Annotated in this window: 15 protein-coding genes; 5 read left to right on the plus strand and 10 right to left on the minus strand. The window is 69.6% G+C overall.

The features are described from left to right. Positions 1 to 213: 213 nt before the first annotated feature. Positions 214 to 582 carry a phage holin family protein gene (locus FHR32_RS06060; RefSeq protein ID WP_184753382.1) on the plus strand — a complete coding sequence of 123 codons (369 nt, stop codon included), beginning with the start codon at positions 214 to 216 and terminating at the stop codon, positions 580 to 582. Between the two features lie 5 nt (positions 583 to 587). Beyond that, entirely contained in the window at positions 588 to 2,003 is a 1,416-nt protein-coding gene (locus tag FHR32_RS06065) for an aromatic amino acid lyase (protein ID WP_184753383.1), read from the plus strand. 37 nt (positions 2,004 to 2,040) lie between these two features. On the opposite strand, the gene FHR32_RS06070 is transcribed toward FHR32_RS06065, so the two are convergent. Next, positions 2,041 to 2,994: a LacI family DNA-binding transcriptional regulator gene (locus FHR32_RS06070; protein ID WP_312882054.1), complete on the minus strand. Its 954-nt coding sequence runs from the start codon at positions 2,992 to 2,994 to the stop codon at positions 2,041 to 2,043. Between the two features lie 228 nt (positions 2,995 to 3,222). Here FHR32_RS06070 and FHR32_RS06075 point away from each other — a divergent pair, with 228 nt between their 5' ends. Further along, the gene (locus FHR32_RS06075; RefSeq protein WP_184753385.1) at positions 3,223 to 4,113 is read left to right on the plus strand and encodes an amidohydrolase family protein; all 891 of its coding nucleotides are present in this window, start codon (positions 3,223 to 3,225) and stop codon (positions 4,111 to 4,113) included. Between the two features lie 52 nt (positions 4,114 to 4,165). Further along, entirely contained in the window at positions 4,166 to 4,672 is a 507-nt protein-coding gene (locus FHR32_RS06080) for a cysteine dioxygenase (RefSeq protein WP_184753386.1), read from the plus strand. A gap of 40 nt (positions 4,673 to 4,712) precedes the next feature. Here the strand turns inward: FHR32_RS06080 and qcrB are convergent, their stop codons facing one another. The 3 genes from qcrB to FHR32_RS06095 all read right to left on the minus strand — a co-directional run bounded on the left by qcrB (position 4,713) and on the right by FHR32_RS06095 (position 9,045). Further along, positions 4,713 to 6,314, minus strand: coding sequence for a cytochrome bc1 complex cytochrome b subunit (qcrB, locus tag FHR32_RS06085; protein ID WP_221465282.1), 1,602 nt, complete (start codon positions 6,312 to 6,314; stop codon positions 4,713 to 4,715). Positions 6,315 to 6,617: 303 nt separating this feature from the next. Continuing rightward, positions 6,618 to 7,655: a glycerophosphodiester phosphodiesterase gene (locus tag FHR32_RS06090; protein ID WP_312882056.1), complete on the minus strand. Its 1,038-nt coding sequence runs from the start codon at positions 7,653 to 7,655 to the stop codon at positions 6,618 to 6,620. Positions 7,656 to 7,842: 187 nt separating this feature from the next. Further along, on the minus strand, positions 7,843 to 9,045 hold the full coding sequence (locus tag FHR32_RS06095; protein ID WP_184753389.1) for a CynX/NimT family MFS transporter: 1,203 nt from the start codon (positions 9,043 to 9,045) through the stop codon (positions 7,843 to 7,845). A 149-nt stretch (positions 9,046 to 9,194) separates the two neighbouring features. Between FHR32_RS06095 and FHR32_RS06100 the strand changes: the two genes are divergently transcribed. Then, a complete protein-coding gene (locus tag FHR32_RS06100) occupies positions 9,195 to 10,184 on the plus strand; it encodes a LacI family DNA-binding transcriptional regulator (protein WP_376773271.1) in 990 nt (329 codons plus the stop codon). A gap of 50 nt (positions 10,185 to 10,234) precedes the next feature. Here FHR32_RS06100 and FHR32_RS06105 read toward each other — a convergent pair whose 3' ends face one another. The 6 genes from FHR32_RS06105 to FHR32_RS45780 form a co-directional block, all read right to left on the minus strand. Continuing rightward, positions 10,235 to 10,504: a hypothetical protein gene (locus FHR32_RS06105; RefSeq protein ID WP_184753391.1), complete on the minus strand. Its 270-nt coding sequence runs from the start codon at positions 10,502 to 10,504 to the stop codon at positions 10,235 to 10,237. Between the two features lie 156 nt (positions 10,505 to 10,660). Further along, positions 10,661 to 11,578: a carbohydrate ABC transporter permease gene (locus tag FHR32_RS06110; protein WP_184753392.1), complete on the minus strand. Its 918-nt coding sequence runs from the start codon at positions 11,576 to 11,578 to the stop codon at positions 10,661 to 10,663. After that, complete coding sequence (locus FHR32_RS06115) at positions 11,575 to 12,462, minus strand: carbohydrate ABC transporter permease (RefSeq protein ID WP_184753393.1); 888 nt, start codon at positions 12,460 to 12,462, stop codon at positions 11,575 to 11,577. The genes FHR32_RS06110 and FHR32_RS06115 overlap by 4 nt, the downstream gene beginning before the upstream one ends. Before the next feature lie 61 nt (positions 12,463 to 12,523). Beyond that, positions 12,524 to 13,810, minus strand: a complete 1,287-nt coding sequence (locus FHR32_RS06120; protein WP_184753394.1) for an ABC transporter substrate-binding protein — start codon at positions 13,808 to 13,810, stop codon at positions 12,524 to 12,526. A 252-nt stretch (positions 13,811 to 14,062) separates the two neighbouring features. Next, positions 14,063 to 14,839 carry an AMP-binding protein gene (locus FHR32_RS06125; RefSeq protein ID WP_184753395.1) on the minus strand — a complete coding sequence of 259 codons (777 nt, stop codon included), beginning with the start codon at positions 14,837 to 14,839 and terminating at the stop codon, positions 14,063 to 14,065. 168 nt (positions 14,840 to 15,007) lie between these two features. Continuing rightward, on the minus strand, positions 15,008 to 15,139 hold the full coding sequence (locus tag FHR32_RS45780; RefSeq protein ID WP_281390840.1) for a hypothetical protein: 132 nt from the start codon (positions 15,137 to 15,139) through the stop codon (positions 15,008 to 15,010). Between the last annotated feature and the right edge of the window lie 61 nt (positions 15,140 to 15,200).

The following is a 15,200-nucleotide window of genomic DNA, read 5'->3' on the forward strand; positions in this document are numbered from 1 at the left end:
CCCTCCGGAGGAGGGGTGACGGATCATCCGTGAAAGCTTTAACCTCTGTGACTACATGAGTTCGCCAGCGTGGGAGATGCCCCTCCTCCCGTGTCCGGTGTGCCATCGTCCTGGCGATCGCCATGGCATGACGTGATTTAGTGTCCTGATATATACGCTTTTAGCGCTGTGGATCTATCACCCATCCGATCTCCCGTGCGAGGATGCCAAGCTGTGAAAATCATCGTCAAGATCCTGGCCGTGGCGGCCGCCCTCTGGGTGGCCACCCAGCTCGTGGCGGGCATCACCGTGTCCGCGGAGACCACCGTCAAGCAGATCGGCACCCTCCTCGTGGTCGCCCTCCTGTTCGGCGCCATCAACGCGGTCCTCAAGCCGATCATCAAGACCCTGGGCTGCGCCTTCTACGTGCTGACTCTCGGCCTGTTCGCGCTGGTCGTGAACGCCGGCCTGCTCCTGCTCACGAGCTGGCTCGCCGCCCAGCTCCACCTGCCCTTCCACGTGGAGGGTTTCTGGGCCGCCTTCTGGGGCGCGATCGTCGTCGGCCTGGTGAGCTGGCTGCTCGACCTGGTGCTCGGCGACTGAGTCCGATGACCGTTGTCCTCGACGGCACCCGCCTGACCTGCGAGCAGGTCCACCTGGCGGCCCACGGTTCCGGAGTCCTGCTGGGCTCCACCGACCGTGCGGAGACCTCCTGGCAGACGGCCCGCTCGCTGAGCGGGCCGCTGTACGGCCAGACCACCGGAGTGGGTGCCAACAAGGACGTCACGGTCGAGGCCACCGGCCTTGACCTGCTCCGCAGCCACGCCGGCGGCGCAGGCCCCCTCGTCGGGGAGCCGCGCGCCCGCGCCACCCTCGTGGTCCGTCTCAACCAGCTCCTCATCGGCGGCTCCGGGCTCAACCCCGGCCTGCTCCCGGTGCTCGCCGCCGCCGTCAACCGGGGGTTCACTCCCCCGATCCGCACCTACGGCGCCATCGGCACCGGCGACCTGACCGCGCTGGCCACCACCGCCCTCTGCCTGCTCGGCGAGATTCCCTGGAGATCGCCCTCCGGACCGGGAGACGGCCTCGCGCCCCGGTTCACGTTGACGTCCGGCGACGCCCTCCCCTTCATCAGCTCGGGTGCGGCGACCCTGGCGGACTCCGCATTGGCCTGCCACCGCCTGAGAATCGTCCTCACCGCCATGACGGCCGTCGCGGCCCACTCCTTCCGGGCGATCGACGCCTCGCTCGAACCACTGGCGCATGCCGTACAGCTCCGGCCGGAGCAGACGGCGGTCGCGGCCGGGCTGCGCGCGCTGGTCGGTGTCACCGTCCCGCGCCGGGTCCAGGATCCGTACGGCTACCGCGCTTTTCCCCAGGTTCACGGGGCCGCCCTGGACGCCCTGGACCGGGCGGAGAAGGTCGTCGGCGAGGAGCTCAACACCGCCCCGGAGAATCCGCTGATCACCGAGGGCCGGGCGTGGCACAACGGCAACTTCCACTCGGCACGGGTGGCGCTCGCCCTCGACGCCCTCAGAGCGGCTCTCGTCCAGACCGCGTCGCTGAGCGCCGCCCGGCTCGCCACCATGACCGACCCCGCCCATACCGGCCTGCTCCCCTTCCTCGCCGAGCGTCCCGGCCTGTCCGGCGTGATGATCCTCGAATACGTCGCCCACTCCGCCCTGGCCGACCTCCGCCAGCTGGCCGCTCCGGTCACCCTCGGCAACGCCGTCCTCTCCCTGGGGACCGAGGACCACGCGAGCTTCACCCCCCAGGCCGCGCGGTCCGCGCTCGATTCCGCCGAACCGCTGGAGACGGTGCTGGCCTGCGAGCTGGTGGCGGCCGTCCGGGCGCTGCGCCAGCGCGATCTCCCCTGCGACGTCGACCTTGACCCCCGGATGGACGACCGCCCGCTGGACGGCGATCTGGACGCGGCACGCGAACTGCTGCCGGGCCTCGCCCGCCGGCTCCTCGCGGGGACGGGGCCCACGGCGGCCGGAGGGCCGCTGCCCGGCCCGGCATAGCGGCCGGACGGTCCGTGACGGCCGAGGACCGCCCTGCTCAGCCCACCGAGCCGCGTTCGCGGAGTTCGGGGGCCTGAACGATCCGCCGACGGCGGGTATTGCCGTCGGCGGCGGCCACGACCGCGCGGACGGCCGCGCGGACGATGCCGTCGATGTCCCAGTCGACCGTGGTCAGTCCGGGAGTGAGCAGCCCCGACATCGGGTGGTCGTCATAACCCATCACGGACACGTCGGCGGGGATCCGCAGTCCCTGTTCGGCCGACGCCGCGTACACGCCGTAGGCGATGGAGTCGGCGAAGCAGAAGAACGCCCGGTGCCCACCGGCCAGCATCCGCCGGGCGACGTCCGTGGCGTCGGCGAGCGCCTGGGGTGCGGTGACCACCTCGATGTCCAGCGCCAGCCGTCCCGCCTCGGCCAGGACGTGCACGTCGGCGGGGCGGTCGGGAGTGCTGGCCCGGGTGGGGGTGAGGACGGCGATGCGGCGGTGGCCGCGCTCGCGCATGTGCTCCAGTGCCAGGGTCACCCCGGCCCGGTTGTCGAACACGACCTCTCCAGCCGTGCGCGCCCCGGCCAGCGAGTCACCGATCGACACCACCGGCAGGCTGTCGCACAGCTCGGCCCAGAGCGGCGCCGCCGGGTCCACCGGCTGCACGATCAGGGCGTCCACCCGCTGGTCACGGAGCTGCCGGGCCAGCGTGCGCTCCCGGCCCGGGTCGCCCGCGGCGTCCAGGATCAACGCGTAGCGGTCGTTGTCCTTCAGTGCCCGCCCGATGCCCACGGCCAGGGCCTGCTGCCAGAGGTCCTCCAGGGAACCGCAGAGCAGACCGATCATCCCGGTACGGCCGCTGGCCAGCGCGCGGGCGATGGGATCGGCTTCGTAACCGAGCTCGGCGGCGGCCCTGCGGACCCGCTCGATGGTCTCCTCGGACACCTGCATGCCCCGGAGGGCATACGAGACGGAGGCCGGGGAGAGACCGGTGGCCTTCGCCACCTCACGTATCGTCGCTCGTTTCCGGGGCTGGGGCATCCGGCCAGCCTATGCCTCCATCCCTCCCAAAGAGCATTCTCAACGGAATGACGGCGGTTTGGGGCATTGACAGCCGGGGAGGTGAAGCGGTTCACTGAAACGGTTCACTGAAACGCGTCACTTTGAAACATGACAAGGTCAGATAGGTTACCTATATTGTAGGTAGGAAATAGCTCGAAGAGAGGAGGAGAAGTGGCCGTAGACGTGCACCAGCACCTGTGGACGCCCGCGTTCGTGGACGCGCTCCGGCGCCGTACGGCCTCGCCTCGCCTCGACGGCTGGACCCTCCATCTGGACGGCGAGCCCCCCTACGAGGTCGACCCCGGCGACCACGACCTCGCCAGGCGCCTGGAGCTGAACGGCGGGCTCACCAAGGCCCTGGTGTCGCTGTCCAGCCCGCTCGGCATCGAGTCGCTGGCCCCCTCGGACGCCTGGCCGATCATCGACGCCTACCACGAGGACGCCCTCGCCCTGCCCGCCCCGTTCGGGGCCTGGGCCGCGACCTGCCTCAGCGAGATCGACCCGGTCAGGCTCGCCAAAGCCCTCGACCAGGGGCTGGCCGGGCTGCAACTGCCCGCGACGGCCGTACGGAACGGAGACGACCTCGCCAGGGTCGCCCCGCTGCTCGACGTGCTCACCGACCGCGACCTGCCGCTCTTCGTGCATCCCGGACCGGCGGCCGACCCCCGGGGGCCCGGCTGGTGGCCGGCCGTCGTCCCCTACGTGCAGCAGATGCACGCCTCCTGGTACGCCTTCGCGACCTTCGGCCGTCCCCGCCACCCCGGGCTGCGGGCCTGCTTCGCGCTGCTGGCCGGGCTGGCCCCGCTCCACTCCGAGCGGATGATCAACCGGAGCGGCGAGGGCCGGGGCCTGGTCGACCCGGACATGTTCCTGGAGACCTCCTCCTACGGTCCGCGCGCCATCGACGCGATCGTCCGCGAGCTCGGCATCGACGTCGTGGTCAACGGCTCCGACGAGCCCTACGCCAGGGCCCCTGACCCCGCGCTCGGCGATGCCGCCCGGCACGCCGTCGCGGTCACCAATCCCCACCGTCTGCTGAACCGGAAGGAGTCGCGCAAATGAACGTGAACCAGTCCCTGGGCCGTGAGCGCTGTGCGCTCCAAGGAGGCCGGCGATGAGCTACGAGACCCTGCCCGCCCGTGTCCTCGACCGTCGCGAGCTGCGCGATCTGGTCGACGAGCTGGCCGCCGACCCGTCCCGGTGGGAGGAGGAGGTGGACTTCCCCGAGGAGGGGGGCCGCCACTACGCCTCCCTTTACCGGGACGCCTACGTCGACATCTGGCTGTTGTGCTGGCGATCGGAGGACGACACCGGCTGGCACGACCACGACATCTCCTCGGGCGCCGTCCGGGTGGTGGCCGGGACGCTGCTGGAGTGCAACCCCCGCATCGGCGGCGAGCACCTGGAGAACGTGGTCTCGGCGGGCGAGTCGTTCTCCTTCGGCCCCGACCACATCCACCGGCTGACCGGCGCGGTCGACGGCAGCGTCTCGATCCACGCCTACTCGCCCCCGCTGTGGCGCCTGGGCCAGTACTCCATCAGCGACAGCGGCGTGATGCGCCGCGTCTCGGTCAGCTACGCCGACGAGCTGCGTCCCCTGGACGAGGCCGCCTTCGCCTGACGAGACGGCCGGCCGGCTCCCGGGAGCCGGCCGGGGCCGGTCAGGGGCGCGGAGAGGTGGCGTCCTCCGTGCCCGAGCCGATGGCCGCGTGCTCGTCGTGACCGTGGCCGTCGTCGAGCGGGACCTTCTCGCCGCCGTAGACCTTGCTCAGCCTGGCGCGGAGCCTGCCCAGCGGGCCGCGCATCCTCTTGGAGGGGATGCCGTCGGCGTCGGCGCCGGTTCCGGCGATCATCGGGACCGGCTGCTTGCCGCGCACGTGGGCCTCGATGCCCGCATCCTGTGGGACGTGGACCTCGATGTACTCACCGGAGGGCAGGCGCTTGATCACGCCGGACTCCACGCCGTGCCCGATCACCGCGGCGTCGCCGCGCTGCAGACCCAGGCAGATCCGGTAGGCGACGAAGTAGGCCACCGCGGGGCCGAGGAAGATCAGCACCCGGCCGACGTAGGTCGTCCAGTTCAGCGAGACGTGGAAGAACGCGGCGATCTCGTCGTTCGCCCCCATCAGCCACAGGAGGCCGTAGAACGTGACCGCGGAGATGCCGATCGAGGTGCGGTGCGGGTTGTTGCGGGGACGCTCGGCGATGTGGTGCTCGCTGCGGTCCCCGGTGACCCACCGCTCGATGAAGGGGTACAGGGCCAGGCCCGTCATGATGACGCCCATCGGGAGCAACGCCGGGATCAGCACGCTCATCGGCAGCGTGAAGCCCAGGACGTTGATCTCCCATGCGGGCATCAGACGGAGCGAACCCTCCAGGAATCCCATGTAGAAGTCGGGCTGCGAACCCGCCGAGATGTCGGCCGGGGTGTAGGGGCCGAACAGCCAGATCGGGTTGATCTGCGTGAAGGTGCCCAGCAGCGCGATGACGCCGAACGTGAACATGAAGTACGCGCCCGACTTGGCCATGAAGGACGGGTAGAACGGGGCGCCCACCACGTTGGTGTTCGTGCGGCCCGGACCCGGCATCTGGGTGTGCTTCTGCACCCACATCAGTATGAGGTGAGCCGTGATCAGGGCCAGCAGGATGCCCGGGATGAGCAGGATGTGCATCGCGTAGAACCGTGAGACCACGTCCTCGCCGGGATATTCGCCGCCGAAGAGGAAGAAGGTGATCCAGGTGCCGACCAGCGGCAGCGAGATCATCACGCCCTCGGTGATCCGCAGACCGGCGCCGGAGAGCAGGTCGTCGGGGAGGGAGTAGCCGGTCAGACCCTCGAACAGGGCCAGCGTCAGCAGACCGACGCCGATCAGCCAGTTGAGCTCGCGCGGCTTGCGGTACGCACCGGTGAAGAACACCCGGAGCATGTGCACCATCATGCCGGCGACGAACAGCAGGGCGGCCCAGTGGTGCATCTGCCGCATCAGCAGACCACCGCGCACGTCGAAGCTGATGTGCAGCGTCGAGGCGTAGGCCTCCGACATCATGACGCCCTTGAGCGGCTCGTAGGAGCCGTTGTAGGCGACCTCACCCATGGTGGGTCTGAAGAAGAAGGTCAGGAAGGTCCCGGTCAGCAGCAGGACGATGAACGAGTACAGCGCGATCTCGCCCAGCAGGAACGACCAGTGGTCGGGGAAGACCTTGCGCAGGTTGCGCTTGAGGAAGGTTCCCGCGCCGATGCGGTCGTCGATGAAGCTGCTCATGCTCGCTATGGGCTTCGGAACGGCTCCGGTGCTCACGCGTGGCCTCCGTTCTCACGGACCTCGGCTCGGCGTCGCCACGCTCCCGGAGTTCAGGACTGGTGGGACGGCCCAGCCAACCGTGGATAACCAGGTATCTTCCATCCTTCCCGGCGAAAAACAGGTCCAGGCAAAGACCAGACGACCATGCCGAAGATAGTTCTAGTGCTGCCTCGGCGTCGCGGACCGGCGGATGACCCGACCCCGGAGACCTCCGCCGTCGGAGGCCTGCGGGCGACCCGGCCCCGGAGAGCAGCGCCACTCCCGTCAGAACACGCGTTCCCTGACGGCTCGGGCCATGCCCGGGTCGTCGGCGAAGACGCCGTCCAGGCCGAGCCCGTACAACCTCTCCAGCCAGCCCATCACGTTGCCCGTGGCACGGGGGAAGACGGGATGGGCGGGATCTCCGAGCCGGAAGTCCACCGGGAGCTGGGAGTTCTCGTTCCTGACGGTCCAGGCGTGAACCTTCAGACCGGCCCGGCGGGCGTCGTCGACGAGGGTGGTGGGCTCGAGGAGAAGGCCGTCGGGGCCGGTCGGCACGATCCGCCGGGTGTCCACGCCGATGCCGTCCGCGTAGTCCGCCACCTCGCGCAACCCCTCCGGGGTGACCATGGTGTCGTAGGTGCGCGGGTCTCCGGCCACCGTCCAGTCGTACGGCGCGCCGGTGGCGGTGATGAGCTGGATCAGCGGCAGCCGGGTCCGCTCCCTGAGCTCGCGCAGGTTGGCGGTCTCGAACGACTGGATGAAGACCGGGTCGTGCCGCCCGCGCCAGCCGTACCGGGCGAGCGTCTCCAGCAGCGGCTCCTCCAGGGAGAGCCCGATGGAATCGAAGTAGCCGGGGTGCTTGGTCTCGGGATAGACGCCGACCCCGTGGCGCTGCGCGAGCCGGATGATCTCGTCGAAGGTCGGTATCCGCGCCAGACCGTTGAAGACGGTGTTGCCCGGGCGCAGTTCGGGGACGCGTTCCTCCGCCCTCAGCGTCTTCAGCTCGGCGAGGGTGAAGTCCTCGGTGAACCAGCCGGTCACCGAGAGCCCGTCGATCTCCTTGGCCGTACGGCGGTCCGCGAACTCGGGGTGTCTCGCGACGTCCGTGGTGCCGGAGATCTCGTTCTCGTGCCTGGCGACCAGCACGTGGTCCCTGGTGGAGACCAGGTCGGGCTCGATGTAGTCGGCACCGAGCGCGATCGCGGTCTCGTAGGAGAGCAGCGTGTGCTCGGGCCGGTGGGCGCTGGCGCCCCGATGCCCGATGACGAGGGGCTTGGGGCCACGGCGGTCGGCGGTCGCGGGTCCGGGTTGTTGCAACACAACCGCGACGGTACCGCCCACGAGAACGGCCGATGCCGCCGGCTCCTCCCGTACTTGACGCGCCGGCTCGACCAGTCGCGGGCCGGAGTGCTGTCCTTGCCGGCCCGGCCGTGTCGATCGGCGGCGCGTCTCCGGAGTCGTCGGCGGTCACGACCTCACCCCGGCCCTGTGATAGCGCTGAGTCCGATCACCTGGTTGACACGAGATCCTCCGCTCCGGCGACCGGCACCGGCCGTCCCGCCAGGAACCCGGCGACCAGTTGGAGCGAGCACGCACCGAGCCCGGCCAGCAGAGGCAGCGTCCAGCCGCCCGAGCTCTGATGGAGCGCGCCGACCAGAAACGGGCCGAGCGCCGCCAGCACGTATCCGGCGGACTGCGCGACGGCCGACAGCGCGGTGACCGAGGTGGGGTCGGGAGCACGCAGTGCGATGATCAGCAGGGCGAGCGCGATCGAGGCGCCCTGCCCCAGGCCCAGAACGGTCATCCACAGCCACGGAACGGCGGTCGGCGCGACCAGCACACCGGCGTATCCCACGATGGTGAGCAGGGCCGCCGCCGTCACGTGCGGCACCTGCGACCGGGCCCTGCCGGCGATGACCGGGACCGTGAGGGTGGCGGCGATCTGCGCCAGATTGGTGAGGCCGAGCAGGTAGCCCGCCTGGTCGGCGGGGAGGCCCGCGTCACGGAAGATCGTGGGTATCCAGGCCAGCATGATGTAGAAGGTGAGCGACTGAAGGCCCATGTAGGCGGTGACGGACCAGGTCACCCGGGTGCGCAGCAGCGCGCGGAACGGCCTGGGCGCGTTCCCCGCGGGCGCGGGGGGCCACAACGCCTGGGGCAGCCAGAGCACGGCCGCCGCGCACGCCGGGATCGCGGCCATCGCGGTCACCTCGCGCCAGCCGTATCCGGTGGCGTGCTCCAGCGGTACCGTCAGCCCCGACGCGATGGCGGCGCCCAGCACGAGGCCGGAGACGTACACCGAGGTGAACAGGCCGACCTGCGCGGGGAAGTGCTGCTTGACGACGCCCGGCATCACCACGTTCATGATGGCGATGGCCGTGCCCGCCACGGCCGCCCCCGCGTAGAGCGCGGGAACGTTTCCGGCGGCACGCAGCACCACGCCCGCGGCGAGGATCAGCAGCCCGGCCAGCAGCGTGCGGTCCAGGCCGAACCGGCGGGCCAGCAGCGGGGCGAGTGGGGCCAGGACGCCCAGGCAGACCACCATCACCGTGGTGATGGCACCGCCACCGGCCGCGCTCAGCCCGAGGTCGGACATGATCTCACTCAGGACCGGGGAGACACCTGCCAGAGCGGGCCTGAGGTTGAGCGAGGCGAGTATCAACCCCGCGATCAACAGGATCCGCGACACTCTGAGTCCTCGATCAGTCATCGCCCCACCTTCCCACAACCCGGACATAGATGATCAGGAGAGGCATTGATTGACACATCACCGTACGGGACGCCCCGACCTGCGCGGCAGCGGCCCATCGGATCGATGACAACGTTGTCAACAAGCCGGACTTGGGCGATGATCGGGTCGTGACAGACAGCGTCCGCGGACGCCCCACCATGAAAGACGTCGCGGCGGCGGCCGGGGTGGCGCTCAAGACCGTCTCCCGGGTCGTCAACGAGGAGCCCGGGGTCAACCCCGCCACCGCCGGACGGGTCCTGTCCGCCATCGAACGGCTCGGCTACCGGCGCAACGAGAGCGCCCGCGTGCTGCGCAGGGGCCGGACCGCGACCGTCGGCCTGGTGATCGAGGACGTGGGCGACCCGTTCTACTCCGGGATCAGTCGCGCGGTCGAGGAGGTGGCGCTCCGGCACGGCTCACTGGTGCTCAGCGGCTCCTCCGGGGAGGAACCGCCACGCGAGCGGGAGCTCGTCCTCACCTTCTGCTCCCGCCGGGTGGACGGCCTGATCATCGTGCCGGCCGGGACCGACCACGGATACCTCAGACCCGAGCTCGACGCGGGCATCGCCGCCGTCTTCGCCGACCGGCCGGGCGGGCTGGACGTGGACACCGTGTTCTGCGACAACCGGGGCGGGGCTCACACCGGGGTCACCCACCTGATCCGGTACGGCCACCGCCGCATCGCCTTCCTCGGCGACCGGCCGTCCATCTTCACCGCGGCCGAGCGCCTGTACGGCTACCGCCGTGCCCTGGACGACGCGGGCCTGCCCGCCGACGAGTCCCTGGTCGCGATGGGCCCGCCGGAGCAGGCCGGGCCCGCGCTGGAGCGGATGCTCTCCGGCGACGACCCGCCCACCGCGGTGTTCACCGGCAACGGCCGGATCACCGTGGCCGTGCTGCGCGGCGGGCACAGGCTCGCCATGGTCGGCTTCGACGACTTCGAGCTCGCCGACCTGCTGGTGCCCGGGGTGACCGTGGTGGCCCAGGACCCCTCCCGCCTCGGCCGGACCGCGGCCGAGCTACTCTTCCGCCGCATCGACGGTGAGCCGGGTCCCGCCCGCCGGATCGAGCTGCCGACCCGCCTCATCCCCCGCGGCTCGGGCGAGCTCCGGCCGTGAGGCCGTAACGGGAAGGCCATGCCGGGAAGGCCGGAATCCAGGTCCCCGGGCTACGCCGCTTCGGCGGCTTGCCCGATTGCCTGCAGCACACGGGCGTGATGCTGCTCGGCCAGCAGATGACCGATCCCGACGACGAGCACGACGGGCCATTCGATGATCTCCAGCGCGCCCAGCACGCCCAGCGCGGCGTAGAAGACGAGGAGATCCGGTGGCGGCAGGGTCAGCTCGCCGAGCACCGGCACGCTGATGCGTGTCCGCTCCCTCTCGCCTGCCCGGTCAGCCGTTCTGCCATCCGAGGCGGTGGCGGTCTTCTGGGCCATGGCAGCCTCCGTGAATCACGACGTACCGTCAGCCGTCCCCGCCGCGGGCGACCTGTAACGCCGCGCAAGGAGAACTTTGCCGGCGCCCGCCGGGATCCCGGTGGAAGCCTGTCAACGGACCTCGGTGATCTGCCGTCCGAGGCGGCCGGCCGTGAGTCAGCCCTTCAGCGCTCCGGCCATGAGGCCGCGCATGAAGAACCGGCCGAGCAGGACGTAGATCACCATTGTGGGGATGGAGGCGAGCAGGGCCGCGGCCATCTGCTGGCTGTAGGGGACGGTCTGGGCTCCGGCGATGTTGTTGAGCATCACCGTGGTGGGCCAGCTCTGCGGGCCGGTCAGGAAGACGGCGAACAGGAAGTCGTTCCACATCGAGGTGAACTGCCAGATGATCACCACCGCGAACGCGGGCCCGGAGACCGGCAGCACCACCGACCAGTAGGTACGCAGCATCCCCGCGCCGTCCACCCGGGAGGCCTCGATGAGCTCGTCCGGGATGGTGACGTAGTAGTTGCGGAAGATCAGTGTGCAGATCGGGATGCCGTAGACCACGTGGGTGAGGAGCAGCCCCGGGATCGCGCCGTAGAAGACGCCCGGCACCCCGGTGAGGTCCTGGGTGATCTCGTTGAACTTCACCAGGAGCTGGACCAGCGGGATCATGACGCCCTGGTAGGGGATGAACATGCCGAACAGGAACAGCGTGAACAGCACGTCGGCGCCGGGGAAGCGCCATTTCGACAGCACGTAGCCGTTCATGGAGCCCAGGACGGCGGAGATCAGCGCACCGGGTACGGCCAGCAGCACGCTGTTCCATATGCCGGGCGCGAGCTTCTCCCACGCCACCCGCCACGGCTGGAGCGTCCACACCTCCGGCAGTGCCCAGGCCCGGCCGGGGTCGGCCTCGGTCAGCGGCTTGAAGCTGGTGACCAGCAGCACGTAGACCGGGATCAGGAAGACCACCAGGAAGGCGATCAGCAGGGTCAGCCGGACACCGCGCGTCCAGCCCGCCCGCCGCCTGGCACGGCCGCCCGGGTCCCGCACCTGCGCGGAAGGTGACCGTGTCTCCGTGACCGTCATGGCCGCCTCTCCTTGCGAAGGGTCCAGACCAGGTAGGGGATGACGAAGAGGCTCACCGCGAGCACGATGTAGGACGCGATGGTGGCCCCCTTGGCCGGGTCGTGGGAGTCGAAGACCGCGACCCACATGAACACGGCGGGGACGTCGGTGATGATCTGCTTGCCGGAGACCGCCATGATCAGGTCGAAGACCTTCAGCGAGATGTGGCCGAGGATGATCAGCGCGGACAGCGTCACCGGGCGGAGCAGCGGCAGCACGATGTGCCGGTAGACCTGCCACTCGGTGCAGCCGTCCACCCGGGCGGCCTCCCTGAGGTCCTCGGGGACGCCCCGGAAGCCCGCCAGGAACAACGCCATGACATATCCAGACATTTGCCAGATTGCCGGGATGGCCATGGCCGCCATCCCCCAGTCCGGATTCCGGAACCACTCCCACTGCAGGAAGTCCAGACCCAGGCTGTCGAACAGCCGGTTCAGCCCGACCGCCCGCTCGTCCTGGCCGGAGTTCATCAGCCAGCGCCAGACCACCCCGGTCGCCACGAACGAGATCGCCATCGGGAACAGGTAGATCGTCCGGAAGGTCCCCTCGCCCCTGATCCCCTTCTCCATCAGGAACGCCAGCAACCAGCCCAGCACCAGCGCTCCGGCCACGAACACCACGGTGAAGACGATCGCGTGGTTGACCGAGATGCCCCACCGCTTCTGGTCCCAGAGCGAGACGAAGTTCTCCAGGCCGACGAAGCTCCCCTCGGAGACCTCGTCGTGCTTGTCTGTCATGGCCAGCCGGAAGTTCCAGCCGAGCATGCCGTACACGAAGACCGCGATGGCGATGATCGACGGCGTGACCAGCAGCAACCCCGGCAGCCATCTGCGCACCCGTGTCACGAAGACCCCTTCTCCGGGTTGGGTGAGGTACGGCCCGCGTCACCGCGGGCCGTACCGGATATCACTGACCCGAGTTCTTGGCGGCCTCGACCAGCGCGGTCTGGAGCGCCGCCACGTCCCTGTCCTCGTGGAACAGGCCGACCGCCTCGTTGATCGAGACACGCCAGGCGTCGTTGACGTTGACGCCGTGCTGGATGGACCCGGCGAGCTTGTTGCTCCCCCAGTCCTTCAGCGCGTCGGCGAGGTAGTCGGTGTAGAGGGAGGTGTCGGCGTCCTTGCGGGCCGGGATGGACCCCTTCTTGGGGTTGAAGGCGTCCTGGCCCTCCTTGCTCGCCGCCACCTTCAGCCAGGCCACCGCCCCGTCGCGGTTCGGCGCGCCCTTGGGCAGGGTGAAGCTGTCCGACAGCCACATGAAGGTGCCGCCGGTGCCGGGCGAGGGCGCCCAGTCGAAGTCGGTCTTGGACGTCTTGCCCAGGCCGCCGTCCGGCGGGTTGTGGAAGTAGCCGTAGGCCCAGTCGCCCATGATCGTGAACGCGGCCTCACCGTCGGCCACCTGCTTGGCGGCGGGCTGCCAGTCGTCGGCCGGGTCGCCGGCGTAGGACAGGATCGTCTTGAAGTCGTTCAGCGCCTTGGTCATGGCCGGGCCCGACCAGTCGGACTTCGCGGTCCAGAGCTGGTTGTAGGCGTCGGTGCCGAGGGAGCCGAGCAGCACGCTCTCCAGCAGGTGCACCATGGTCCACTCGGAGCCGATCGCGAGCGGGATCTTGCCCGTCTTCTTGACCTTCTCCAGGGCCGCGACGAACTCCTCGATCGTCTTGGGGACCTCGGCGACGCCCGCCTCCTTGAGCACACCGGGGTTGAACCACATCACGTTGGAGCGGTGGATGTTGACCGGGACCGAGTAGATCTTCCCTTCCACGCTGATCTGGTCGATCAACTGCTGCGGGAAGACCTCCTTCAGCTTGAGCTCGTCGTAGAGGAAATTGACCGGCTCCAGGTCACCGGCCTTGATGTAGCCCTGAAGTTCCGCGCCCGCGTGCCCCTGGAAGGTGTCCGGCGGCGTGTCGGCCTGCAACTTGGTGGCCAGCAGGGCACGGGCCTTGTCGCCGGAACCACCCGCCACGGCCGCGTCGAAGAACGTCAGACCGGTGTTCTGTTTCTCGAAGATCTCCTTCATGGCCTTCAGGCCGTCGGCCTCGCCTGGTCCGGTCCACCAGGAGAAGACCTCGACCTTCTTCTTCGCGTCAGCCTGCGGGCTCTGCGCGGCACCACCGCCGTCACCACAGGCGGTCAGGGTGAGCAGGCCTGCCACGGTGACCGCGACGGCCGCCATCCACCGTCGTCGCATAGCTTCCCGTCCCTTCGGGGTCGAGGTTTCACAGATTCCCCCGAGAAAGATGACAACGTTGTCAGCAGAGCTATCAACGCATTTCATACCAAGCGACGTCAAGGTGTGGGCGGATAACTTCTCCGCATTTTGATCTAGGCCGTGTCCCGTGGAACAGGGCGTGCCGGAACCCATGGCCCTCGGTTGGAGCGCGACAGGGCCCGCGAAGCGGGACGGATGGTTCGAGCCTTTCGCCCGCGGGCGGGACAGGGTCTAGACGCGCTGGACGGCTCCGTCGAGCAGGGCCATGACGGTGACACCGAAGTCGTGGATGGTCGCCGACAGTTCGAGGGGTGAGAGGCCGGGGGCCACCACGACCAGCGCGCCGCGCATCAGCGCCAGCCCGACCAGGGTCGTCATGGCCAGAGCGCTGCCCGTCAGGGGCCAGGTCACCAGCAGGACGTCCGACCTCTCCAGCACGGCGATCCTGTCCAGATCCCGCATGCGGGTGATCAGGTCATGATGGGTGAACAGGCCCTCGTCCTCGGTCAGCAGGGCGGGCTGGACGGACGGATCGAACAGGGGCAGCGGACCGGGGTCGAGCAGCAGCAGGTCGGCGAAGTCGACCGTGTCGCGCGCCTGGCCGAAGGCGATCACCTGCCGGACCCTGGAGTCCTCGGCGGCCTGCAACGACGCATCCGCCAGATCAGGGGTCGTGATGAGCAGCCGGGCGTCCCACCGGGCCAGCAGCGCGGCCATCTCGCCGCTGCCGGACCCGACCGGGGCCGCCACCCCGCCGGCCGCGATGACGGTGTGCACCGCCAAGGTCTGCGCTGCGGCGTTGTCCACGTGGATCCCCGCCACCTGGCGTCGCCGGGCACCCCGTCTGACCAGCCCTGAGGCCCCCCGCGTCACCTCGTCGGCCAGGCGGCGGTGGCCGTACACGACTCCCGCGTCGAGATCGATCAGCGCGGGCCGGTCACCCCGCTCGTACGCGCACCCGAACACCGCCTCGGTGACGGTGCCCTTGATGGAGGAGGTGGGTCTCATTCCAGCACGGTACGATCGGCCTCTTCCCCCAGGCATCGGCAGATGTATGTAGATGGGTGTGTATTCGAAAATCCGCCCCCTCCGCGGAAGGCGGGCTCGAGCCCTGCGCGACTCGAGCCCGCTGTCGCATACCCCACGGCCTTCGGTCCCCACCCCTCCGAGGAGACTTCAGCCGTTGGCGGGACACACGACGTCCCCGGTGTGCTCGACCGAGACGCCGGGGATGGTGTGAGCCTGCCGGTACCGGGCCGCCAGTGCGGCGAGCACGGTGCGGAAGGCTGGGCGCCGTCGGTCGAACACCAGGGAAACGTACGACGGGCGGTGTCCCCGGCACATGCTCCGGAGTGCGTATCCCGAGATG

It is taken from the genome of Streptosporangium album (assembly GCF_014203795.1).
GTDB lineage: Bacteria > Actinomycetota > Actinomycetes > Streptosporangiales > Streptosporangiaceae > Streptosporangium > Streptosporangium album.